Below are 22,413 nucleotides of genomic sequence, written 5' to 3' on the forward strand. Positions count from 1 at the left end.
GGTCGTCAAAGTGAGCCTCCGAATATGCGGGTATGAAGAGGGTTGAAGCCGATGCGATAGGCCAGTTCCGCAGGGTGTTCGACATTCCAAACCGCCAGATCGGCGCGATGCCCGACTGAAATCTGTCCGCAGTCAGCCATGCCGAGAGCGCGGGCAGCGTGGGTCGTCACGCCCTTAAGGGCTTCCTCTGGCGTCATGCGAAACAGGGTACAGCCCATGTTCAACGCAAGCAGCACCGAGGTCATCGGCGCCGAGCCGGGGTTGCAATCCGTTGCAAGCGCCATGGGCACACCGTGCCGGCGCAACAAGTCAATCGGCGGTGCCTGGGTTTCGCGAAGAGTGTAGAACGCACCCGGCAGAATGACGCCGACGGTACCGGCCTGTGCCATGGCCTGAACACCTGCTTCATCAAGATATTCTAAATGATCTGCCGACAACGCGCCGTATCCGGCAGCCAGTTTTGCGCCGCCCAAATTCGACAATTGTTCGGCGTGGATCTTAATCGGCAGGCCAAGCTCTGTCGCGACATCAAAAAGCGGGATCAGCTCTTCCGGTTGAAAGGCGATGCCTTCGCAGAAGGCATCGACTGCATCGACCAATCCCCCGGCATGAGCGGCGCGAAGCGTGGGAATGCACAGCTGATGAATGTAGTCCGATGCCCTGCCCTTATAGTCCTGAGGCACCGCATGAGCCCCCAAAAAGCTGGTCAGAACACGGACGGGACGATGATCCGGCAACGCCCGAGCCGCGCGCAACATGTTCAATTCAGTCTTGTCATCCAACCCGTAACCAGACTTCACTTCGATGACCGATACCCCTTCAGCCAGCATCGCGTCCACACGCGGCAATGCTTGTGCGACCAACTCCTCCACGTCAGCCGCGCGCGTGGACTTTACGGTCGAGATGATTCCACCCCCAGTGCGAGCAACCTCTTCATAGCTCGCCCCATTCAGGCGCATTTCGAACTCTACGGCGCGATGACCACCATGAACCACGTGAGTGTGGCAATCGATCAACCCAGGCGTAACCAGGCGTCCACCGAGTCGAGTCCGCGGCTGGTCGGCGAATCGTGAAGGAAGGTCAGCGACAGCTCCGATCCATGCGATGCGCCCGTCCTGCAACGCGATCGCGGCATCTGGAACCAAACCGTATGGTGTGCTGCCTTCGGTCATCGTTGCGGCGTCAAGATCGGTCAAAACCCGCGTTTGCGTCTGCATGTGACTCGCAACCTCCGTGCATTTCCTTCTTTTCTAGTACATTTCTATCAATTATATGTCTATGCATAAAATGAGGTGGAAAATGGCTATCTTCGCTAATCGCGCATTATTGAGCACCGGTTGGGCTTCGAACCTGCGGGTCGAAATCAAGGAAGGTCTGATAACGTCGTTGCAGAAGGGCGCGACGACGCAAGATGGCGATACGCGCGTCGACACTTTGCTGCCCGCATTGGCCAATCTGCACAGCCACGCATTTCAGCGCGCGATGGCGGGGATGACTGAATATCGAAAGGCCGGGCGCGACAGCTTCTGGACGTGGCGGGAACTAATGTACCGATTCACCGCGCACCTGACGCCCAATCAGGTACAGGCGATTGCCGCACTGGTCTATATGGAGATTCAGGAAGCCGGCTATGCCTCGGTTGGTGAATTCCATTATTTGCATCACCAGCCAGACGGCACACCTTATGGCAATCTTGCAGAGCTGTCCCAGCGGATCATGGCTGCTTCGGCCGAGTCTGGAATCGGACTGACGCATCTGCCCGTACTTTATTCTTATGCAGGGGTCGGCGAGCAACCGTTGGAATCGGGACAGCAACGATTTGGCAATGATGTGGACCGCTATCTGGCGCTGGTCGAGCAAGCGCAAGCGGCACTGGGCGATCTGCCGGATGACTGTCAGATAGGCATTGCCCCGCATTCCTTACGCGCGACGTCACCACAAGATCTTGCCCGGGTTTCGGAAGCCAAAACGACAGGACCTGTCCACATTCACATCGCGGAACAGCCCAAAGAGGTAGCGCAGGTTCACGAGAGTCTGGGCGCACGCCCGGTGGAATGGCTCTTGAACAATGCAGAGGTAAACAATCGCTGGTGCCTCATCCACGCCACTCATATGACCGAAAGGGAAACCCGAGATATGGCGGCAACCGGCGCGGTCGCGGGGCTTTGCCCGATCACCGAGGCCAATTTGGGCGATGGCCCTTTCAACGGAGTTGTCTATCTTGAAGCCGGCGGTCGTTTCGGAGTTGGGTCGGATTCAAACATTTTGATTTCGATGACAGAGGAACTGCGAACGCTGGAGTACTCACAACGCCTGCGAGACCTGTCGCGCAATGTTCTGGTCGACGGGGACGGTTCGGTTGGACAGACACTTTATTGCAATGCGGCTTTGGGTGGCGCGCAAGCCCTGGCGCGCGCAGCGGGTCAGATCGCAGAAGGGATGCTGGCGGATCTTGTTGCCATTGACAGTCAGGATCCCGCGCTTTGTGCCCTGCGTCCTGAACAGTTGCTCGACGGGTTGGTCTTTGCCGCGAAGGATCACGTAGTGACCGATCTGTGGTCGGCGGGCCGCCATCAGGTACGCCAGGGCCGTCATATTGCACGGGATCGAATCGTATTTGACTATCGGCGGGCTATGGCTGATCTCATACTGAGGCTTTGAGTTTGCTGTTCCCTTTACGGGCTGACAAAATTGGCTTCATAATACCAATATGTTTGTACGTAATTGGATGAACACCACGTGACCGATCAAAAACACCTCGGCTTTCAGGACATTCGGGACGAAGTCGTGAACCGCATTCAAACCCGAGTCTGGCCGCAGGGAAGTCTGTTGCCCACCGAGATGGAATTGGCAGCCGAGTTCGGCGTAGCACGGGCGACGGTCAATCGGGCGCTGCGGGAACTTGCCGAACAGGGCATTGTCACCCGCAAACGTAAGGGTGGCACGCGTGTTGTGACCACGCCGGTAAAGCAGGCGAAGCTGCCAATCACTGTCGTTCGGCAGACAATAGAAGAAATGAATGCCGAATACCGCTATGCTTTGGTCAGCCGAACACTGATCGACTGCCCCGCGTGGTTACAGGCAAAGCTGAGCATTCCCGAAGGCGCGCAGGTCGTCCATTTGCAATGTATGCACCACGCCGACAACCGTCCGTTTCAGTTCGAGGAACGCTGGATCAACGTCAGCACCGTGCCTCAGGTTCTCAACGAAGATTTCCTGACCACCGGGCCGAATGAATGGCTGCTGTCCGAGGTGCCGTTTTCAAACGCTGAAATTGCCTTCTCGGCCGTCCCGGCAACAGGGCATTTACAGGAGTTCCTGGCGGTACCGCCCGGCACACCGTTGTTTCGATTGGAACGCACGACCTGGTTTCGCAGCGATCCGGTTACATTCGTGCGCATGACTTTCCATCAGGGATACCAGATGCGCACCACGTATTGAGACCAACGCGCCGAACAGGTTTTGATGGTGGTGAAAAACCTTACTGTTTCGAACACACCTTCCTTACTGCCGTCATAGCCCCTTTGACCCTTCCGAAAGATGACATTTCGATCCTAAAGCCAGTCTATCTGGTCCTGTCCCGGGGTTTTGCGCGGAGGCAGTGCGGGTAAGGTTAACCAGCGGCCTGCCGCGAAAGCAGGTTGCAACAGATTTTGGTATTGGCTTCTCGACGCTGAGCCGTTTGATCCACCAGGATCGGCGCAATCCTGAGAAGCCGTCCGCCCAGTCTGATCTCGAGCGCGAGGTCGCGGAACTGCGGAAAGAGAACCGCATGCTTAAGAAGGAGAGGAGCTAAAATTGCCACCCAGTTCTTTGCGGAGTAAAGCAGATGAGGTTTGCTTTCATCGTCAAGACCTCCGACATCCTCCCTGTCGAGCGGCTGTGCCAGATCATGGATGTCAGTCCAAGAGGGTATCGCGCCTACCGCGATCCTCCGCTCAGCCAGAACCAGAAACTGCTATGATAACGCCGCCCGCCTCTGGAAAGAATGCTATACATGAGCCTGCCGGGCAATGGTCGAAACCTTCTTCAAGGCGATCAAAGCTGAGTTGTTGTGGCAGCAATCCTGGAAAACGTGTAGAGACACCGAGATCGCAATCTTCGAATATTTCAACGGCTTCTACAATCCACGACGCAGGCACTCGGCCCTCGGCTGGAAAAGCCCTTTGGCCTTCGATGCAATGGCTGCAATAGCAAGCAATCGGAGCGGCACGAAAGCGTGACGGTTCCATCCCAATGATCCGGGCTTTCGTGAAACAGCTTTTCGCATTCATTTGCGCCTTCCAAAGCTAAACAAACACTACATCAGAACGAGGGACGTTTCTGGGGCAGGTCAGTTTGTCCCCTTTCGCGCAGGCCGATGTGCCCGAGGCCCGAGGTGTTATCTTTGATATCTCGGCTAACGCATTGGAAAGTGAACATACCTGCGGGATCTTTCAAAAGCCCGGGTCGAAGTGGATGAAAAGCAATCCGTTGCTGTGGCGGCTTTGGGGTTGGTCCCCGGTATGCCCGCAGAGTTGTTCGTAAGCACAGGCGAACGCGCAGTGATTGCTTATCCGGTACAACCTATCAGCGAGTGTCTGGCCCAAACGTTTATCGAGTAAACGGTTTTACAAGACTTATAGCTTTAAACTGTTGTGTATCGAGTGTTTTAGTGTGTGAGCGATGGTCTGCGCCCCTGTTCCGGGCGCGGGCCATCCCTTTGGTGGGTTACACCCCATAACGAGCAAGAAACATGTCAACGGCCTGAGCGGCGACCTGATCTATTTCATCCTGGGTGAAAGTGTTCTGAATGCCAAAAGCCGCCCGGGTCCAGATCCGCACTTTGCACAGTTCGGAAAATTGCTCGGCGGCGATATGTACATCTTCAATGGCCAATTCGCCTTTGGCCACGGCCTTTTCCAGGTACTCGGCCATCTGTCGCTGACCATTTTGTGGCCCAGCCTCATAGAAAGCGCGACCTAGTTCGGGGAACCTGTCGCGTTCGGCAACGCAGATCCTGAATACCTGTTGCGCGAAATCTGACACAAGAAAACTGGTCAGCTGTGTCGCCGTGATCTGAAGCACTTCACGAGCAGGTTTGGTTTCGTCGATCATCGAGATGACCCGCTCGGCCATCAGGCAGCATTCTGTTTGGGCAACTTCCATGAACAAAAGGCGCTTATCAGGGAAGTAGCTGTATAGCGTTGCTTTTGACACGCCAGCCGCGCGGGCAATGTCATCTACACTTGCACCTTCAAACCCGTCCGCCATGAAAACCTCTCGGGCCCCGCGCAGAACCTGGTCGAATTTTCGGCCGGTGCGCAGGATGGTGGCGGTCTGGGTCATGTCGTCTCCTTGATCGATAACTACACCAGCTTATAAACCGTTCGGTTTAGATACAACGATTCTCGGATACTTCAGCGAATCCGACGGTGCATTTGCTTTGATGTCGGGTACTTGCAGCGAGTTCAAACCGTGCTAGGACTTGGCCCATGCTCGACATCTTTTTGCGCACCCTTCCGTTTTTCGCGATTATCGGCCTGGGCTTTTGGGCGGGGCGCACACGGTTTTTCACGGCTGAAGCCACGGCATATCTGACCAAGTTCGTCTTTTATTTTGCGCTTTCGGCGATGCTGTTTCGCTTTGCAGCCACCCTACCCTTTGCCGAGATTTTCAATGCCCGGCTCATCCTTGGATATCTGCTGGGAACCGTGATTGTATATGTGCTGGCGACGGTCGTCGCGTGGCTGCGTGGGCTCGATATTCCGACCGCCGCGGTCGAAGCTCAGTGCGCGGCCATCGGCAATGTCGGGTTTCTGGGACTTCCCATGCTTGCTCTTTTGTTCTCTCAGGCTGCGATTGGGCCCGTGATGCTGGTCCTGACCGTCGATTTGGTGGTGTTTTCATCCCTTATCGTGATCTTGATCAATGGCGGCCGTGACGGAAAGCTGACTCCGGCCACGTTCAAGCTGATCGGAATGGGTTTGGTCAGGAATCCCATGATCGTATCCATCTCAGCCGGCCTCGTCTGGTCCTGGCTGCAAATACCTGTCCCTGAACCTCTTGGCGATTTTCTGACCATTCTCGGTGGTGCCGCAACTCCCGGAGCATTGTTCGCTATTGGCGCATCGTTGGCTCGCAAGTCGGCTGAACGTGTCCAGATCGCCGCTTGGTTAAGCTTTTGCAAACTGGTGATCCACCCGGCCTGCGTTGCGGTTGCTCTGATTTGGCTGATACCGATTGATATTTTCCCGGCAACTGTTGCCATCGCAGCAGCCGCTTTGCCTGTTGCGGGCAATGTTTACATGCTGGCCGCGCATTATGGAATCGCCCCGCATCGCGCGTCAGCCGCAATCCTTCTATCCACAATCGGCAGTATTCTCACCGTGCCAATGGTGATCGCCTGGATGGGCGCATTCTGACTTTCACCTTTCGAAAAAATCTCTCAACGAAGGCGCGCAGACTTTACGCCGGGTCTGCTGATCGTTAGCCATGTTGCAACTCTAAAATAAGGACGGTGCCTGATGGAAACCCTTTCGGAAAATGCCTGTTTTGGCGGTGTGCAGGGCGTGTACCGCCACGCCTCCTCGTCGTGCAAGTGTGACATGACTTTTGGCCTGTTTCTTCCAGCCGAGGCTAAGGACGGGCCGGTTCCGGTTCTTTGGTATTTGTCGGGATTGACCTGCACCCATGAAAACGCGATGACCAAAGCCGGGGCTCAGGCGTGGGCTGCGGAACAAGGGATCGCCGTGATGTTTCCGGATACGTCGCCGCGCGGTGAAGGCGTCGCGGATCATGAAGATTACGATCTGGGTCAGGGCGCAGGTTTCTATGTGAACGCGACACAGGAACCTTGGGCGCCGCATTTCCGGATGTGGGACTATGTTGCCGAAGAGCTGCCCGCCCTGCTGTTCGAAAACTTCGCCATCGACAGCGAACGCCAGGCCATTACGGGCCATTCCATGGGGGGGCACGGCGCCCTGACACTTGCCATGGACCTGCCCGGACGCTTCCGTTCGGTGTCAGCCTTTGCGCCGATCTCGAACCCGACCGGAGCGGATTGGGGCCGCAAACAGCTGAGCGCCTATCTCGGTGACGACGAAGCGCTTTGGGCAAAACACGATGCGTCTTTGTTGATGAAGAAATCCGGTTTCGACGGTCCGATCCTGATCGACACCGGTGCAAACGATCAGTTCATGGATCTTCTGCGTCCCGAAGCGTTGGCGCAAGCCATCGCCGAACGTCGCCAGCAAGCGACATATCGCTTCCAGCCGGGTTACGATCATTCGTACTTCTTTGTGTCCACGTTTATGGAAGATCACATCATCTTCCATGCCGAGGCACTGTACGGAGACTGAGGGATGAACAAATACGATTACGACCTGATCATCATAGGGTCAGGGCCTTCTGGGCGTTCTGCGGCAATTCAGGCGGGCAAACTGAAACGGCGCGTGCTGGTCATCGACCGCAAAGACCGTTTTGGTGGCGTCTCTGTCCATACCGGTACAATTCCGTCCAAGACCCTGCGCGAAACGGTGCTGAACCTGTCGGGCTGGCGCGAACGCAGCTTTTACGGGCGTTCATACCGGGTAAAGGATCAGATCCGGGCAGAGGATCTGAAAGCCCGACTGCATATGACCCTCGACCACGAGGTCGACGTGTTGGAGCATCAGTTCAACCGGAACCACGTCGAAACTCTGGACGGTCTGGCCAGGTTTGTCGGACCGCACGAAGTAGAAGTCGCAACCGATGCCGGAGAAACAACGCGCGTGACGGCCGCGAAGTTCCTGATTGCGACAGGCACGAAAACCTATCGCCCGGATTATGTTCCGTTCAACGGCAAGACGGTGGTGGATGGTGACGAATTTCTGGAAATGGCAGAGATTCCGCGCTCGCTGGTTGTCATCGGTGCCGGGGTCATTGGTGTGGAATATGCCACGATGTTTTCAGCCCTAGACGTGCGCGTCACGCTGATTGAACCCCGCGACACGTTTCTGGATTTCATCGACAGCCGGTTGATCCACGACTTTACGCATCAGATCCGGGAAAACGGTGTCGACCTGCGTTTGGGCTCGGCTGTCGAGAAGATTGAAGACGCCGGCGAGCATGTGGAAGTGACCCTCGACAACGGTCGCCACGTTCGTGCTGAAATGCTTCTGTTTGCGGCCGGACGCATGGGGGCGACGTCCAAACTCAATCTGGATGCCGTCGGGCTGGAGACGGACCATCGCAACCGGATCAAGGTCGACCGCAAGACCTATCAAACGGCTGTGCCGCATATCTATGCCACGGGCGATGTGATCGGACATCCGTCGCTGGCATCGACCTCTTTGCAACAGGGGCGCGTGGCTGCCTGTCACGCGCTTGAAACGCCCACGCTGCCGGAAAGCCCGTGGTATCCGTACGGCATCTATTCAGTGCCCGAAATATCAACCTGCGGAATGTCGGAAGAAGAATTGCAGGAGCGCAACATCCCCTACGAGGTCGGTGTCGCGCGATTCCGCGAGACGTCACGCGGGCATATCATGGGGCTGGAACACGGCATGTTGAAAATGCTGTTCTCGCTCAAGACCCGCAGGGTGCTGGGTGTCCAGATCGTCGGTGAAGGCGCGACTGAACTGATTCACATCGCGCAGGCCGTGCTAAACCTGAAAGGTACGGTGGACTACTTCGTTCAGAACACGTTCAACTACCCGACACTTGCCGAAGCATATAAAATCGCGGGCCTGGATGCGTTCAACCGCATGCCCATACCCGAGGAATTCAAGGTCAAAAAGAAACCAGCGGAACCGGCAAAGAAAGAGGCGAAGAAGGCGTGACGACGCTTTATGTCGATGGCGATGCCTGCCCTGTAAAAGCCGAGGCCGAACGGGTCGCGACCCGGCACAAAGTGCCGATGGCGCTGGTGTCCAATGGCGGGCTTCGACCATCGGCCAACCCGCTGGTGCAGGTCATTGTCGTTTCCGACGGCGCCGATGAGGCCGACAAATGGATTGCCGAACGTTGTGGAGCGGGGGATGTCGTCATTACGTCCGACATTCCTTTGGCTGCAAAATGCGTCGAAGCGGGCGCACGCGTGCTGCGCCCGAACGGTGAAACCTTCACGGCGGCGAATATTGGTCAGCAACTGGCCATGCGTGATTTGATGGCCGATCTGCGCGCAGCCAATCCGTTGGGAACCGGCGGCGGCGGGCGGCCCTTCGGCAAGACCGACCGCTCGCGGTTTCTGGACGCCCTGGAACGGGAAATACGTGCTGCCAGAAAGGGATGATCTTTCCTTTTGCCCGATCAAATACTGACCCGAATTCCGAAACGCCCGTTTACAAGTACCTCATTAGAACGCACCCTGTGCTTGAATTCCGATCAGGCTTTTCGAATACGGAGACTGCGTTATGAAAGTACAAGGCACCCATTATCGGTCTATTTGGTGGGACAAACCGGCAGGCGAGGTCCGGATCATCGACCAAAGGTGGTTGCCGCATGATTTTCGGGTCGTGACCCTGAAAACGCTTGATGAATTTGCAGCTGCGATACGGGATATGTGGGTCAGGGGCGCACCTTTGATTGGCGCGACCGCTGCGTTTGGAATTGCCGAGCAGATGTCTCGGGACAGCTCCGAAGCCTCCTTTGACGCCGCGTATGACGTTTTGCATGCAACCCGACCCACGGCAATCAACCTGCGCTGGGCATTGGACAGATGCCGAGAAGCGCTGATGCCGCTTGCTCCGGGTGATCGTGCCGAGCGCGCCTGGTCGCTGGCGCAGGAGATTGCAGACGAAGATGTCGAGATCAACGCCGCAATCGGCCGCCACGGGTTGGAACTGATCAAGGATATCGCCGCCCGAAAACCCGCCGGTGAGCCGGTACGGTTGTTGACTCATTGCAACGCGGGATGGCTGGCGACTGTGGATTGGGGCACGGCCACAAGCCCGATGTATCACGCGCATGACGCGGGCATCCCCCTGCACGTCTGGGTGGATGAAACCAGACCGCGCAACCAGGGCGCGCTGACATCCTGGGAATTGGGCGAACATGGCATTCCCCACCGTTACATCGTGGACAATGCCGGCGGTCATTTGATGCAGCACGGCCTGGTTGATTTGGTGATTACGGGCACGGACCGAACCACGGCCCAAGGTGATGTTTGCAACAAGATCGGGACTTATCTGAAAGCTTTGGCTGCGCGGGACAACGGTGTGCCATTTTATGTCGCCCTGCCCTCACCCACGATTGACTGGACCGTTCGCGACGGTGTGGCTGAAATCCCGATCGAGGAACGTGATGCCAGGGAAGTCACTCATGTCATGGGGGTTGATGAGCAGGGGAGTATCTCGGATGTACGCGTGACGCCGGATGGCACGGAAGGTGGCAATCCTGCCTTTGATGTCACCCCAAACCGGCTGGTGACGGGGCTTATCACCGAGCGCGGCGTCAGCGAGGCTTCTGCCGACGGGCTTGCCCGGTTGTTTCCCGAACGGGCTGGTTAACACTTTGTTTAGCACAGTCCTGAATTGTGCAATCGCCCATGCGGATCATGCACCCGCTTAACTTGCTGAGAATGAATGATGATTGAAAACTGGTACAGGGCCGACGAGGCACGGAAATGGCGGGATCGGGCCGGAACAGATCCCGCAGATCAGGAGCTGGGCGAACGTGTCTATACCTCGCGGCTGATCGGTCAGAACCCGGACCTCCTGATGCACGGAGGAGGCAACACGTCGGTCAAGCTGGAACGCCCTGATCTGTTCGGCGATCCGCAGCGCGTTCTGCATGTCAAGGGATCTGGGTGGGATCTGGACAGCATCGAGGCGCCGGGCCTGCCAGGTGTGTGGCTTGATCCTTTGATGAAACTGCGCGCATTGGACCATCTGTCAGACGCGCAGATGGTCAATGTTCAGCGCGCCAATCTGTTGGACTCGGGTTCACCGAACCCCTCTGTGGAAACACTGTTGCATGCATTTCTGCCGCATAAATATGTGGATCACACGCACGCGACACCCTTTCTGGTGCTCGCCAATCTGCCAAATGCCAAGGATGTCTGCCGCGAGATTTTTGGCGACCGATTGGGCATTGTGCCCTATATCATGCCTGGCTTCGGGCTGGCCAAAAAGGCGGCCGAGGTGTTTGACGAAAACCCGAATGTCGAAGGGCTTCTGCTGCTTCAGCACGGGCATTTTACGTTCGGCGCGACGGCGCAGGAAAGCTATGACCGGATCGTGGCGCATACCAACGAGGTTGCTGCCTATTTCGGAATGAAGGACCTGACGACAATTGGCCGTCGCGATCCGGCTGAGAATCTTGAGGTATTGCCGATCCTGCGCGGGGTCATCGCCGAAGTGGCGGCTCAACGGGATGACCCGATGCCGGTTTTTGACCTTCGCAACGGGCCGGAAGTGATGCGGTTTTTTGATCGTCCGGACATTGATACACTGGCCCAGCGGGGCATGGCGTCGCCGGATCATGTATTACGGACAAAAGGCTGCCCGCTTATATTGCGAGCATCGGATTTGTCTGGGGGCCGGGCGCGGATCAAGGCGAAGGTCGCAGAGTTTGCCAAAGACTATCAGGAATATTTTGAACGGCAGGCCCCGCAGGCCGACGAGCCCAAGAAACTGCTGTCCCAAGACCCCAAGCATGCTTGGATCGAGGGCGTTGGGATCATTGGAATAGGCCCAAACGCGAAGGCTGCCTCGACAGCGGCGGATCTTGCGGAGCAAAACCTGCGAGTCCGATCAGTGGGCGAAGACGCGGGCGGGTTTTTCCCTATCAATGAAAAAGATCGCTTTGATTGTGAATACTGGTCGCTGGAACAGGCGAAGCTGGGCAAGAGCTCACCACCTCCGCTTCAGGGTAAGATCGTGATGGTGACTGGCGGTGCAGGGGCGATAGGCCTGGCGACAGCCAAGGCCTTTGCCGATGCCGGTGCAAATGTCGTTCTGGTGGACCGGGATGAAGGCGCGTTGGCCGAGGCCAAATCGACCCTTGGCACATGGCATTCGACATACACTTGCGACGTAACCGAAAGAGGCGCCGCGGATGCCGCAATAGCCGCGGTGATACACCGGTTTGGTGGGCTCGATGTAATGGTGTCAAATGCCGGGGCCGCGACCTCGGGCGCATTGCTGGATCTTGGCGAAGAGGAATTCCGTGCTGCTTTTGAACTGAATTTCTTCGCGCACAAGGCATTTGCGATACAGGCTGCCCGAGTTATGCAAGCTCAGGGCCGCGGCGGTCAGATCCTGTTCAATATCTCGAAACAGGCGATCAACCCGGGCCGGAACATGGGGGCCTATGGTACGCCAAAAGCCGCCACCCTGTTTCTGTTGCGCCAGTTGACGCTTGAATTGGCCGAATATGGAGTCCGTGTGAATGGGGTGAATGCAGACCGAATTCGGTCTGGCCTGCTGACGGATGGGTTCATTCAGGAACGCGCTGCCGCACGTGGCGTTTCCGAGGAGACCTATATGTCAGGCAACCTGCTGGGCCGCGAAGTCGAGGCAAAGCACGTCGCAAATGCCTTTGTTGCATTGGCGCTGATGGAACGCACCACCGGTCATGTCGTGACGGTGGATGGCGGCAACACCGAAGCCGAACTTCGGTAACGCCTTTGCCCGATTGGTTCCCTGCCTGTGGTGTACCGATGTGCCTCAGGCAGGAACTGCGGATCGGTCTTCACGGATCGGCAGGTGTACTATCGCGCTGAAGGCACCGATCGCGACTCCGATCCACCAAACCATGTTGTAGTCGCCATACTGGTCATACATGCGACCGCCAAGCCAGACGCCCAGGAAGCTGCCGATCTGGTGGCTCAGGAAGATAAAACCATAGAGCGTGCCCATATAGCGCAGACCGTAAAGATGCGCGACGAGACCTGAAGTCAGCGGCACGGTAGCCAGCCAAAGCGATCCCATCATCAACGAGAATACGATGACCGTAAGTGGTGTGATCGGGAACAGGATGAACAATGCCGCGGCAATCGTCCGGCACGTATAGACTGCGGCCAGAAGGTATTTCTTGGGAAAGTGATTGCCGGCCCAACCTGCTAGAAGCGTACCGCCGATATTGGCCAGACCGATCAATGAAATCGACACCGCTCCAAGCGCCGATGTGGAGGTGATACCGATGGAATGCAGTACACCTCCGGGCTGGATTGGCCCGCACATCTCGGTTACGAAAGCCGGGAAATGCGCGGTGATGAAGCCCAGTTGATATCCGCAGCTGAAAAACCCCAGAAAAATGAGAGCGTAGGAAGGATCGCGGAACGCCTTGCCCAGTATCTCGCTCATGCTTTCTTCCAGCGCAGCCTTCGAGATCGTCTGTGGTGCGCGCATAAAGGGCAAGGTCAACACAAGCGCAAGAATCGCCACGGCGAACACGACAAAGACGTGCTGCCATGGCAAGAATGACAGCAGCCATTCCGCCGTTGGCGCCCCCACAACCTGCCCAAAGCTGCCCGCGGCGGTAACGATGGCAAGCGACATGGACCGGTTTTCGTCGGCAGACGCGCGACCGACGACCGCCAGAACCACACCAAACCCGGTCCCGGCGATACCGAAACCCACCAGCCACGCATACATCTGATGTTCGAACGGTGTGACAGACCACGCTGTCAGCACCATGCCGGCCGCGTAGGTGAGAGCGCCAAGAATGATGGCTCGTCGGTCGCCTACCTTTTCGGCAATAGCGGCAAAGATCGGCTGTCCGATACCCCAAGCCAGGTTCTGAATTGCAATCGCCATTGAGAAATCGGTCCGCAGCCAGCCGAACTCAACCGCTATCGGAATCTGGAATAAGCCGAAAGAGGCGCGCACGGCGAAACTGACCGTGACGATGATGCATCCAACAATCAGGATCGGATTCAACAAGCGGGCGTATTGGGGCATTGGACCTCAGGCATTGCGTCCGAAGGACCGTATTAGTTTTGGTGTCAGCGTCAATTCAGCAGATTTGCGGTCACGGATATACAAAATTGATGTTTCGCCAAAAATGGCTTCTTTTCAACGGGCGAGGTGACGGGTAAGGCTCAGATTCATGACGGATCTAATTTCGCTCTACGAGGCCCGCATCGCGGATGGAACCCTGACACGCGACGACGCGCAAGAGGCCGTTCTGCCTCAATTCGAACGTATCCGAGCCGCTTTGTCCGAGCCGGTCAAACGCGGGTTCTTCCGCAAGGCACCTCCGCCCCCCAGAGGACTGTATCTATGGGGCGGTGTCGGGCGTGGAAAATCGATGCTGATGGATATGTTCGTCGATACGCTGGGCGACATCCCGGCACGGCGTGTGCATTTTCATGCTTTCATGCAGGAAATCCATGCTGGAATGCACAAGGCACGACAACAAAATGTAGAGGATGCCCTGGCACCAGTGGCGAAGGAGGTGGTCAATTCAGTTCGCTTGCTCGCATTTGACGAAATGCAGATCACCGACATTACGGACGCAATGATTGTCGGGCGGCTGTTTGACTTGCTGCACGAGGGCGGCGTAGTCGTTGTAACCACGTCGAACAGGCATCCCGACGATCTGTACAAGGATGGGCTGAACCGGCAGCTGTTCCTGCCTTTCATCGCCCATATCAAAGAGCAGTCGCAGGTGTGGGAATTGGTGTCACCCACGGATTACCGGCAAAACAGGTTGGAGGGTGCCCCGGTCTACTTCACACCGATTGGCCCAGAAGCCCGGCAGAAAATCAGAGAGGTCTGGACAGATCTTGCCGGTGGACCCGCAGAACCGCTTGTATTGCAAGTCAAAGGCCGTGCCGTTGAACTGCCAGCCTTTCGCAACGGAGTGGCCCGGGCTTCATTTTATGACCTGTGTGGGCGCATGCTGGGACCGGGGGATTATCTGGCGATTGCGGAAGAAGTGAAGGTGCTGGTGCTTGAGGATATCCCGCGCCTGTCGCGGAACAATTTCAACGAGGCCAAGCGTTTTGTCACCCTGATCGATGCGCTCTACGAAGCCAGGGTGCGATTGATCTGCTCGGCCGCGGCCGAACCCGAGATGCTGTATGTCGAAGGCGAAGGGACATTCGAGTTTGAACGCACCGCATCGCGCCTGCGGGAAATGCAGGATCAGGATTGGGGGCAACTTGGGCGCTGATCCGCCCGTATCGCCTGACCCACCCAAGACTATGTCAGCCAAATCAAGAGGCTGGAACGCGCCTACGCGTTTTCTTGCAGAATTTTTCCGGCCAGATAAAGCGAACCGCAGATCAGAACACGCGCCTGCGGGTCATTGTCCGTGATCACTTTCAATGCGTCCGCTACGCTGTCTGCGGTGGATGCGGGCAGGTTGACCTTGGTCGCAGCCGCAGCGGTTTCTTCTGCACTAAGCGTCGCCGCTTCGCCCGGAATGGAGACGGCTGTAAGGCTTGCGGCCTTCTCAGCAAGAGGTGCGAGATACCCGGTCACATCCTTGGTGTTGAGCATGCCGCAAATCATGTGCGTCGGTTTTGGTGGCAGATTCGCCAACACATCCGCCAACGCGACACCTGCGGCGGCGTTATGACCACCGTCCAGCCAAAGCTCGGCCTGCGGGGCCTGATCTACGAGCGGGCCGGATTTCAGACGCTGCATGCGTGCCGGCCATTCGGCTTTGGTGACAGCGGCTTCGTATGCGTTGTCGCCCATGTCCAGATGACGTAGAACTGCCAACGCTGCGCCGGCGTTCTGAACCTGGTGCGCGCCCAGAAGGTTGGGCAGAGGCACATCGCGTAAACCTGTTTCGTCCTGATAGATCAGGCGCCCGTTTTCTTCCTGCACGTGCCAGTGCTGCCCATGGACCAGCAAAGGCGCACCCAAACGGGCGGCGGTGTACTCGATGACCTCAAGCGCTTCGTCCTGTTGTGGGCCGACAATGCACGGAACGCCGGGCTTGATGATACCCGCTTTTTCCGCCGCGACCTTGCCCAAGGTATCACCCAGGAATTGTTCATGATCGATGGATACGGGTGTAATAACTGTGACGGTCGGGTTTTCGATCACGTTTGTAGCGTCCAGACGCCCGCCCAGCCCGACCTCGAGCAGTGTGTAATCTGCTTTGGCACGGGCAAAGGCCAGCAGGGCAGCACATGTGGTGATCTCAAAATAGGTGATGTTTTCGCCGCCGTTGGCAGCGTAGCATTCATCCAGAACCGCCGTCAGTTCTGTTTCCGAGATCAGCTCTCCGGCCAATCGGATGCGTTCATGAAATCGTGCCAGGTGCGGCGAGGTATAAGCGTGTACCGAGCGTCCTGCCCCCTCAAGCCCCGCTCTGATCATCGCCTGAGTCGAGCCCTTGCCGTTGGTGCCGGCAATATGAACGACCGGCGGCAGTTTGATTTGAGGATTGTCCAGCGCCGCCAGCAAACGCCAAACGCGGTCCAAGGTCAGATCAATGATCTTGGGATGCAGCGCCATCATCCGGTCGAGGATGGCGTCAGACGTCTTGGCCGTCATTTCGGATCTGTCTCTTCCACTGGGGCCTCGATTGCGTCGGCTGGTTCCGGTGCGGGTAGATCACCCTTGATCGCAGGGTGCAGCTTCATCAGCATGCGCGTGATGGTGATCAACTCGTCACGCAATTCGGTACGTTTGGTGACACGGTCCAGCATACCGTGATCCAGCAGGTATTCGGCGCGCTGAAAGCCTTCGGGTAGTTTTTCGCGAATCGTCTGCTCGATCACGCGAGGTCCGGCAAAGCAGATCAGCGCATTGGGTTCCGAGATGTGGACATCGCCCAGCATCGCATAAGATGCAGTGACCCCGCCAGTCGTCGGATGAGTCAGAACAACGATATATGGCAGGTTGGCTTCTTTCAGCATCTCAACTGCCACAGTGGTGCGCGGCATCTGCATCAGGCTGAGGATGCCTTCCTGCATACGGGCCCCACCGGCAGCCGAGAAAAGGATCAGAGGACGCTTGAGTTTTACCGCTTCCTGCGCGGCAGAGATGATCGCGTTGCCGATATACATCCCCATCGATCCGCCCATGAACGAAAAGTCCTGGGCTGCGGCCACGATTGGGGTGCGGCCAATTTCACCCAAGGCGACCAGCATGGCTTCCTTTTCGCCGGTCTTTTTCTGCGCTGCTTTCATGCGGTCGGGATATTTCTTCTGATCGCGGAATTGCAACGGGTCGTCTTTTGGGGTGGGCACCTCAACCTCGGCAAAGACTCCGCCGTCAAACAAGTGCTTGAACCGTTCACGCGGCGTGATCGCCATATGGTGGTCACACTGTGTGCAGACATTCTGGTTTTCCGCCAACTCGCGATGGAACAGCATCGTTCCGCATTCGTCGCATTTGTGCCAGAGGTTTTCGGGCACTTCGCGGCGTGAGAAGATCGAGTTGATCCGGGGGCGGACGTAGTTTGTGATCCAGTTCATGTCGGAACCTTGGCTTGTGCGGTGTTGACGTCAAATAGGACGCCACGGAAGGAATTGCAATCAACGCCTGAGCGCAAGTCGCGCGGCCAGCCAGCAAACGAACATCACAGCCAGGTCCACCAGAAGCCAGGGACGAAGCTGCTCGGCGTCAGATGCGTCGAACGGAAGGGTAAACAGGGCCAGCCCGTTCAGGTTGTCAGGCAACGAGATGAACAGCAACGCAATGATGTTGTTGAAAAAATGCAACGCAATAGCAGGTCCCAGTGTTCCAGCCCGGGCCGTCAGGTCCGACGTCAACAGACCAAAAACGCAAGCCCATAGCGCAATCAGCAGCGCATTGTCGCCAGCCATGTCGGGCGTGTAATGTCCAACGGCAAACAGGATGGAGGGTACCCCCATCCAGATAACAGGAGATTGGAATCTGGCTGCCAGAGTTTGCTGGATATACCCCCTGAACAATAGTTCTTCGGCGCTGGTCTGTACCAGAACAACCAACGCCGAAACCGGCAACAGAAGAAGCCAGGTCGACAATGGCAGGTTCTGCGATAGAGACCCGCCGAAGCCATAAGGCGGCAGCGAGAACCCGACCACACCCAAAATAAGAAGTGCTTTCAACACTTTCAGGAATTGCCCCGCTGCCAATCGGTACCCGCCGATGATAGACGCCAAAGACCTTTGCTGAACTTGCCGCGCGGCGACTGCCACGCCTAGAATGATGAAACCGAAACTGGCCAACAGCAACAGCAGCGCGAGGGGTGAACTGCCCATCAAAAGCGTCTGCGCCCAGCTTTCCGGCCCCATCCCGGCGATCACGGTAAAAAACACGATATTCAGAACGCTGACCAGCACTGCAACCAGCAAGAGCCCCAGCAACAGGCGCCAGATTTCCGGTTTGGCGCGTGCCGTTTCGACCAAATTGCTATGAGCGGTATATGCTTTAGGCATTTTTATCCGTGCTTTCCGGAGTCACCTGATCCGCAATGGCAGGGAGCAGCTCCTCAGGGTTCTGTGCTGCGTTGATTCTTGTGGACAGCGTAGTCAGATACCCCGCGACAGTCTGCAGCAATTGTGTTGCAACCGAAGCGTCGCTTTCGACCACGGCACGCAGTTCCTCTGCACCGATACGCAGGAAACTACAGTCTTCGATGGCGACCAGATCCAGTTGTCTGGGTTCTCCTGTAATGATGGATAGATCACCGATCAGACGCCCGGGCTCGATGATCGAGATTGGGCGTTTTGTTCCATCATCCGCAGGCCAGTCCAGTCTGGCCCGACCTGAGATGCACAGATACGCCGCGTCCGGTGCCTGACCACGCGAGAAGATGACTTGCCCAGCTGCCGCCTCGTACCATTGCGCTGAGAAGGCCAGCAGTCGCTGGTTGCGACCGTCCACGCCGGAAAACAACTCGGTGGCGGATAGGATTTCAAGCTTTCGGCTCAGGTCGTCCGAAGTGCTGTCTTCTTTTGTTGAAGAAGTGCGTGATACTCCGTCGATACGACCTTCTTTGATTTCCACAAACAAATCATAAGCTTCGGGATGTGCAAAGTGATCTTCCATAAAGATCATAATGGAATCCGGCAGCAACTCCCGTAGCTTCAGGCGGGTGCGCAGTCGGCTTTCAGAATCGTGACTTGCCAGAGCCTTATCCAAAATCAGGATGTCAGGACGCTTGATACCGGCGCGAGAGAAAGCGGCACGTTCCTGAAAGACGGTCGGCAGATTGTTCCCGCCCAGACCCGTTGGCAGATCATAAATGATGGCCGCTGCCCGGCGTCGCAAGCCGGCTTCGTTCATGGCTTCGGCCACGACGTCTTCTATGTCGTCTGCATGTGCACCTGCCATCAAAGACACCCGGCCGTAGATCGCATTTTCCAATACTGTCAGGCGTGGCACATAGATATCCGGCGCAACCGTTATGAACATACCACCCATCGCATCCCGCAGCCGCTTGGCCTGACTTTTGCGAATGGCAAGAATCTTTTCCTTGTACTCGTCCGGAAAGTCCGGGCCGATCTGTTCTGCCGTCAACAGGAACGGCACCGTCAATAGCAATGCACGCTCCTGATCGCTCACAGCCATATCACCTTTGGCTTTGCGCCGTTCTTCGATATCCAGCAAGTTGTGATACATGTCCTTGGACATACCAAGCCTTAGGAAAAGCGGGTGATCCGCTCCGTCCCTCCCGAAGGTCTTGCTGAGCGTATCCATAACGGCCTGAGAGATACTAATCACGTCGTCAGCCAGATCATGGGCGCTGAGCATCTGAACGAACCGTTCGTCACCTGCCAGAATGTCCGGAGATATGTCCCTGGATGGTGCCGCGAACAACAGGTTGCCGCCCAGCGGAACTGCCGGGTTGAAGCGATCGGGGTCAAACCGGTACACATAGCGGTCAAGCCCCTTTTCCGCCAGGCGCTTGGCGATTGTCCCTCGTAGATTGACCACTTCCTGTGCCAGAACCGGGTGAATTTCGGGGTCAAACTGCGTACGCAATGTGCGGCGGAACATGAACTCATCAATGCCCATCGCTTCCACTAGCTGGAACCACCAGTCACGTATGTCTTCGATATCGTCAAGGCCAGCGAGACCCGGATCAATCCATTCATCGCCCAGAGAATCCGGTGAATTGCCTGCACGAACAGCTTCGATCTGCCACCGTGTCGGGGCTTTGAGCGTTTCTGCTTCATGACGTGGGTGCGTCCGCAAGGGCATCATGAGGTTATCGCCCAACGTCCCGTCAAACAGGTACGGGCGCGAATAGGCATAGCCGATCCGGGCCGCAATGACGGACTGATGCAGGCCACGTAGATTGTGTCCGGCCATGATCACCTCGCCCTGCACCGGTAACACTTCACGTGTCAGGAGCTGCCCCAACGCACTACGCTCCGACGCGTGTGAAGACTGAATCGCGACACGCGCGCCACGTGGAATGGTCAGATCGAGATCTTCTAGAACGGTTTTACCATCAATATCGCGGACCGTCACATTTCGCAGCTCGATATCGCCAGTCAGACGCGGGATGGTTTCAGGTTCACCCTCGAACAGCTCTTCCGGTATCATGTTATCCGGAGCAAATCTCTCGGTGACGATCTCCCACCGCAAAGACATGTCCTGCACCTGGTTGTAATAGGTCAGCAGATCCTTCCATGGGCCGCTCAGATCCTTGTAGGCACCCAATGCAGCAACCAGAGCGCCTACGGTCACCTCACCGGTAATCGCCAGATATCCACCCACTGAATAAAACAGAAAGGGCGTTATCTGAGTAATCAGATTGTTGAGGAACTTCATGAAGAATTTTTTGTTGTAGATCTTGAAGCGGATCTCGAACAGGGTCCCCAACCGATGGCTGAATTGCGCCAGGCGATAGCGCCAACCGCCATTGGTACGCAGATCGCTGATACCCGCCGCAGTTTCGCCGATCTCCGAGCTCAGACGTCGAACTTCCTGAATGCGGTCCTTGTTCAGAAGATTGATCTGCCGCTGAAGCTTGGGGATCAGCCAGGCCTGAAGCGGGATCAGCGCGATACTGGCAAGTCCGAACCAAACACTTTGCATGAACAGGAATGTGACGATCGTCATCATCTGGCCGAACTGAAAAACCGGCTGTGCGATGGCATCCCCCATCAGGCCGCCCATCGGTTCGGCCTCGGATGTGATCATCGATACCAGCTCACCCTGGCTGGTGGTCGCGAAATAGGATTTCGGAAACCGCATCGAGCGCTGGATCAACGTATAACGCAGGCGCCGCAGCATGCGTTCCGCAAGGATGCCCTTCATCGTGTTGATGCGCATCTTCATCACACCACTTGCGATCACCGTCGCCAGGAATGCAATGCACAGTATCATCAGATACTGCACCTGCGTCACGGTGAAATTCCAGATGGTTACCGTGTCACCCGGCGCGCCGATTGCGTCGTTGATGATTTGTTTGGGCAATTCCAGCGAGGCATAAAGAAACGGGAACGACAAGACTGTCAGCAGAAGAAGAACAAGTTGCTGTTTCTTCGAATGTTTCCAAATGAAGGCAAATAAAGTGGACTCCATAACCTGGCCTTGTCATGAGCTAAACTGTTGCGTGGCTGTTTTTGGGGTGACCCACTTTGCAGGTACCAGACGGTAAGCACTGACCCTGTGTATTGCAAGAATAGACCAGTTCATATCCAACACGTCGCGCCTATCCAAATTATGGTCCGACCCCAACAGAAAACCGCAGGCTTTCGATAGCAATTTTGTTATTGCGGGTTTGTTCATGCTCTTCTCCTTGACTAACGACGGGCATTATCGGACGACGGGGCCATGAGCAGGATTCTGGGTCGCTATATTCATCGCAAGATTATGGGGCGTTGGCGCAAGGCCGCGCACCAGGCCCCGTATGCCACGCAGGCAGATTTGCGGTTGCAACGAGACCAGGCCCGCGGTTTGCGCAGGCATCTTGATCATTTGATTCAGCAGGCGGACAGCCGCCTTATCCGGCCAAAGGTTGGGTCCACGCAGTTTTCCAAGCCCCTCGGGACGGACTGGAGCTGTCGCCCCGACCTTTGGCGTGGCCCCCTGACGCAACCGGGTGTGGCTTCGGCCCCGCGAAAGGCCGTTCTGGATAGGCAGGTCAGCCTGTTCCACGATTGCCCGCATTCTGAAATTGCCGTGCGGCAGGTCCGCAACAGGGAAGGCAGGGATCTGGCCCCGTTCAGTCTCGTGGTCGAGGTTTTCAGCTTTGAAGGATCCTTTCTGTCAGTTTCGGTCGAATTACCTGAGGATGCAGTAGTTAACCTCACACGCGAGCACCTTGTGAGGGTGGAAACCCTGATCGAGTGTGAAAAGCCATCGAGCGTGTTCGCGCGCCTCAACATTCAGCACGGGCCCAATATGGAGCAAGTGTTGCGAAGCCTTGATCCCACTGAGGCGTCGAATGCGGTGGATTTTGATCTGGCGCACCTCCCCCTGAATGAGCGCAGGATCGAAAAAATCTGGCTGGACCTGATTTTTGAAATGCCCGAAATGAACCGCATAGTGGTGCGGGATCTTACGTTTTGCCGTTTTCATCGCGCCGACTTGTGAGAAGATCAGA

At 56.6% G+C, this 22,413-nt stretch carries 18 protein-coding genes and 1 pseudogene; 12 read left to right on the forward strand and 7 right to left on the reverse strand.

What is annotated here, in order from left to right; genetic code table 11:
• Positions 1–5: 5 nt before the first annotated feature.
• Complete coding sequence (gene hutI / locus AC2FJB_RS10515; protein WP_496718288.1) at positions 6–1,217, reverse strand: imidazolonepropionase; 1,212 nt, start codon at positions 1,215–1,217, stop codon at positions 6–8.
• A gap of 82 nt (positions 1,218–1,299) precedes the next feature.
• Here hutI and AC2FJB_RS10520 point away from each other — a divergent pair, with 82 nt between their 5' ends.
• From AC2FJB_RS10520 to AC2FJB_RS10535, 4 genes and pseudogenes are all read left to right on the forward strand, one after another.
• Positions 1,300–2,661 (forward strand): formimidoylglutamate deiminase, encoded by a 1,362-nt coding sequence (locus tag AC2FJB_RS10520; RefSeq protein WP_496718289.1) that lies wholly within the window; start codon positions 1,300–1,302, stop codon positions 2,659–2,661.
• A 78-nt stretch (positions 2,662–2,739) separates the two neighbouring features.
• Positions 2,740–3,441 (forward strand): histidine utilization transcriptional repressor HutC, encoded by a 702-nt coding sequence (gene hutC, locus AC2FJB_RS10525; protein ID WP_117873142.1) that lies wholly within the window; start codon positions 2,740–2,742, stop codon positions 3,439–3,441.
• Positions 3,442–3,829: 388 nt separating this feature from the next.
• Entirely contained in the window at positions 3,830–3,964 is a 135-nt protein-coding gene (locus AC2FJB_RS10530; RefSeq protein ID WP_496718290.1) for a hypothetical protein, read from the forward strand.
• Between the two features lie 46 nt (positions 3,965–4,010).
• Positions 4,011–4,223, forward strand: a pseudogene (locus AC2FJB_RS10535) (IS3 family transposase); the annotation flags it as partial.
• A gap of 487 nt (positions 4,224–4,710) precedes the next feature.
• On the opposite strand, the gene AC2FJB_RS10540 reads toward AC2FJB_RS10535, so the two are convergent.
• Positions 4,711–5,328, reverse strand: a complete 618-nt coding sequence (locus AC2FJB_RS10540; RefSeq protein WP_117873141.1) for a TetR/AcrR family transcriptional regulator — start codon at positions 5,326–5,328, stop codon at positions 4,711–4,713.
• 146 nt (positions 5,329–5,474) lie between these two features.
• Here AC2FJB_RS10540 and AC2FJB_RS10545 point away from each other — a divergent pair, with 146 nt between their 5' ends.
• The 6 genes from AC2FJB_RS10545 to AC2FJB_RS10570 all read left to right on the forward strand — a co-directional run bounded on the left by AC2FJB_RS10545 (position 5,475) and on the right by AC2FJB_RS10570 (position 12,584).
• The gene (locus AC2FJB_RS10545) at positions 5,475–6,404 is read left to right on the forward strand and encodes an AEC family transporter (RefSeq protein ID WP_496718291.1); all 930 of its coding nucleotides are present in this window, start codon (positions 5,475–5,477) and stop codon (positions 6,402–6,404) included.
• A 102-nt stretch (positions 6,405–6,506) separates the two neighbouring features.
• A complete protein-coding gene (gene fghA, locus AC2FJB_RS10550; RefSeq protein WP_117873139.1) occupies positions 6,507–7,340 on the forward strand; it encodes an S-formylglutathione hydrolase in 834 nt (277 codons plus the stop codon).
• 3 nt (positions 7,341–7,343) lie between these two features.
• On the forward strand, positions 7,344–8,801 hold the full coding sequence (gene sthA / locus AC2FJB_RS10555) for a Si-specific NAD(P)(+) transhydrogenase (RefSeq protein ID WP_299637081.1): 1,458 nt from the start codon (positions 7,344–7,346) through the stop codon (positions 8,799–8,801).
• Complete coding sequence (locus AC2FJB_RS10560; protein ID WP_496718292.1) at positions 8,798–9,253, forward strand: YaiI/YqxD family protein; 456 nt, start codon at positions 8,798–8,800, stop codon at positions 9,251–9,253. The genes sthA and AC2FJB_RS10560 overlap by 4 nt, the downstream gene beginning before the upstream one ends.
• A 121-nt stretch (positions 9,254–9,374) precedes the next feature.
• On the forward strand, positions 9,375–10,469 hold the full coding sequence (gene mtnA, locus AC2FJB_RS10565; protein WP_496718293.1) for an S-methyl-5-thioribose-1-phosphate isomerase: 1,095 nt from the start codon (positions 9,375–9,377) through the stop codon (positions 10,467–10,469).
• A 75-nt stretch (positions 10,470–10,544) separates the two neighbouring features.
• Positions 10,545–12,584, forward strand: coding sequence for a bifunctional aldolase/short-chain dehydrogenase (locus AC2FJB_RS10570; protein WP_496718294.1), 2,040 nt, complete (start codon positions 10,545–10,547; stop codon positions 12,582–12,584).
• 45 nt (positions 12,585–12,629) lie between these two features.
• Here the strand turns inward: AC2FJB_RS10570 and AC2FJB_RS10575 are convergent, their stop codons facing one another.
• A complete protein-coding gene (locus AC2FJB_RS10575) occupies positions 12,630–13,865 on the reverse strand; it encodes an MFS transporter (RefSeq protein ID WP_496718295.1) in 1,236 nt (411 codons plus the stop codon).
• A gap of 148 nt (positions 13,866–14,013) precedes the next feature.
• On the opposite strand from AC2FJB_RS10575, the gene zapE reads away from it, so the two are divergent.
• On the forward strand, positions 14,014–15,081 hold the full coding sequence (zapE, locus tag AC2FJB_RS10580; RefSeq protein WP_496670532.1) for a cell division protein ZapE: 1,068 nt from the start codon (positions 14,014–14,016) through the stop codon (positions 15,079–15,081).
• A gap of 62 nt (positions 15,082–15,143) precedes the next feature.
• Here the strand turns inward: zapE and AC2FJB_RS10585 are convergent, their stop codons facing one another.
• The 4 genes from AC2FJB_RS10585 to AC2FJB_RS10600 are packed head-to-tail and all read right to left on the reverse strand — an operon-like array spanning position 15,144 to position 21,389.
• Positions 15,144–16,418, reverse strand: coding sequence for a bifunctional folylpolyglutamate synthase/dihydrofolate synthase (locus tag AC2FJB_RS10585; RefSeq protein WP_496718296.1), 1,275 nt, complete (start codon positions 16,416–16,418; stop codon positions 15,144–15,146).
• Entirely contained in the window at positions 16,415–17,344 is a 930-nt protein-coding gene (gene accD, locus AC2FJB_RS10590) for an acetyl-CoA carboxylase, carboxyltransferase subunit beta (RefSeq protein WP_496718297.1), read from the reverse strand. Before accD ends, AC2FJB_RS10585 begins: the two co-directional genes overlap by 4 nt.
• A 60-nt stretch (positions 17,345–17,404) precedes the next feature.
• Positions 17,405–18,289, reverse strand: a complete 885-nt coding sequence (locus AC2FJB_RS10595) for a CPBP family intramembrane glutamic endopeptidase (protein ID WP_496718298.1) — start codon at positions 18,287–18,289, stop codon at positions 17,405–17,407.
• The gene (locus AC2FJB_RS10600) at positions 18,282–21,389 is read right to left on the reverse strand and encodes an ABC transporter transmembrane domain-containing protein (protein ID WP_496718299.1); all 3,108 of its coding nucleotides are present in this window, start codon (positions 21,387–21,389) and stop codon (positions 18,282–18,284) included. Before AC2FJB_RS10600 ends, AC2FJB_RS10595 begins: the two co-directional genes overlap by 8 nt.
• A gap of 252 nt (positions 21,390–21,641) precedes the next feature.
• On the opposite strand from AC2FJB_RS10600, the gene AC2FJB_RS10605 reads away from it, so the two are divergent.
• On the forward strand, positions 21,642–22,403 hold the full coding sequence (locus AC2FJB_RS10605) for a DUF6478 family protein (protein ID WP_496718300.1): 762 nt from the start codon (positions 21,642–21,644) through the stop codon (positions 22,401–22,403).
• Positions 22,404–22,413: the final 10 nt, after the last annotated feature.

This window comes from Ruegeria sp. CDSC085, from assembly GCF_059610465.1.

What these genes read in the sequence shown, in the direction of transcription:
- hutI (WP_496718288.1), bottom strand. Translation starts at nt 1,217, where the DNA reads ATGCAGACGCAAACGCGGGTTTTGACCGATCTTGACGCCGCAACGATG.
- AC2FJB_RS10520 (WP_496718289.1), top strand. Translation starts at nt 1,300, where the DNA reads ATGGCTATCTTCGCTAATCGCGCATTATTGAGCACCGGTTGGGCTTCG.
- AC2FJB_RS10530 (WP_496718290.1), top strand. Translation starts at nt 3,830, where the DNA reads ATGAGGTTTGCTTTCATCGTCAAGACCTCCGACATCCTCCCTGTCGAG.
- AC2FJB_RS10540 (WP_117873141.1), bottom strand. Translation starts at nt 5,328, where the DNA reads ATGACCCAGACCGCCACCATCCTGCGCACCGGCCGAAAATTCGACCAG.
- AC2FJB_RS10545 (WP_496718291.1), top strand. Translation starts at nt 5,475, where the DNA reads ATGCTCGACATCTTTTTGCGCACCCTTCCGTTTTTCGCGATTATCGGC.
- fghA (WP_117873139.1), top strand. Translation starts at nt 6,507, where the DNA reads ATGGAAACCCTTTCGGAAAATGCCTGTTTTGGCGGTGTGCAGGGCGTG.
- sthA (WP_299637081.1), top strand. Translation starts at nt 7,344, where the DNA reads ATGAACAAATACGATTACGACCTGATCATCATAGGGTCAGGGCCTTCT.
- mtnA (WP_496718293.1), top strand. Translation starts at nt 9,375, where the DNA reads ATGAAAGTACAAGGCACCCATTATCGGTCTATTTGGTGGGACAAACCG.
- AC2FJB_RS10570 (WP_496718294.1), top strand. Translation starts at nt 10,545, where the DNA reads ATGATGATTGAAAACTGGTACAGGGCCGACGAGGCACGGAAATGGCGG.
- AC2FJB_RS10575 (WP_496718295.1), bottom strand. Translation starts at nt 13,865, where the DNA reads ATGCCCCAATACGCCCGCTTGTTGAATCCGATCCTGATTGTTGGATGC.
- zapE (WP_496670532.1), top strand. Translation starts at nt 14,014, where the DNA reads ATGACGGATCTAATTTCGCTCTACGAGGCCCGCATCGCGGATGGAACC.
- AC2FJB_RS10585 (WP_496718296.1), bottom strand. Translation starts at nt 16,418, where the DNA reads ATGACGGCCAAGACGTCTGACGCCATCCTCGACCGGATGATGGCGCTG.
- accD (WP_496718297.1), bottom strand. Translation starts at nt 17,344, where the DNA reads ATGAACTGGATCACAAACTACGTCCGCCCCCGGATCAACTCGATCTTC.
- AC2FJB_RS10595 (WP_496718298.1), bottom strand. Translation starts at nt 18,289, where the DNA reads ATGCCTAAAGCATATACCGCTCATAGCAATTTGGTCGAAACGGCACGC.
- AC2FJB_RS10600 (WP_496718299.1), bottom strand. Translation starts at nt 21,389, where the DNA reads ATGGAGTCCACTTTATTTGCCTTCATTTGGAAACATTCGAAGAAACAG.
- AC2FJB_RS10605 (WP_496718300.1), top strand. Translation starts at nt 21,642, where the DNA reads ATGAGCAGGATTCTGGGTCGCTATATTCATCGCAAGATTATGGGGCGT.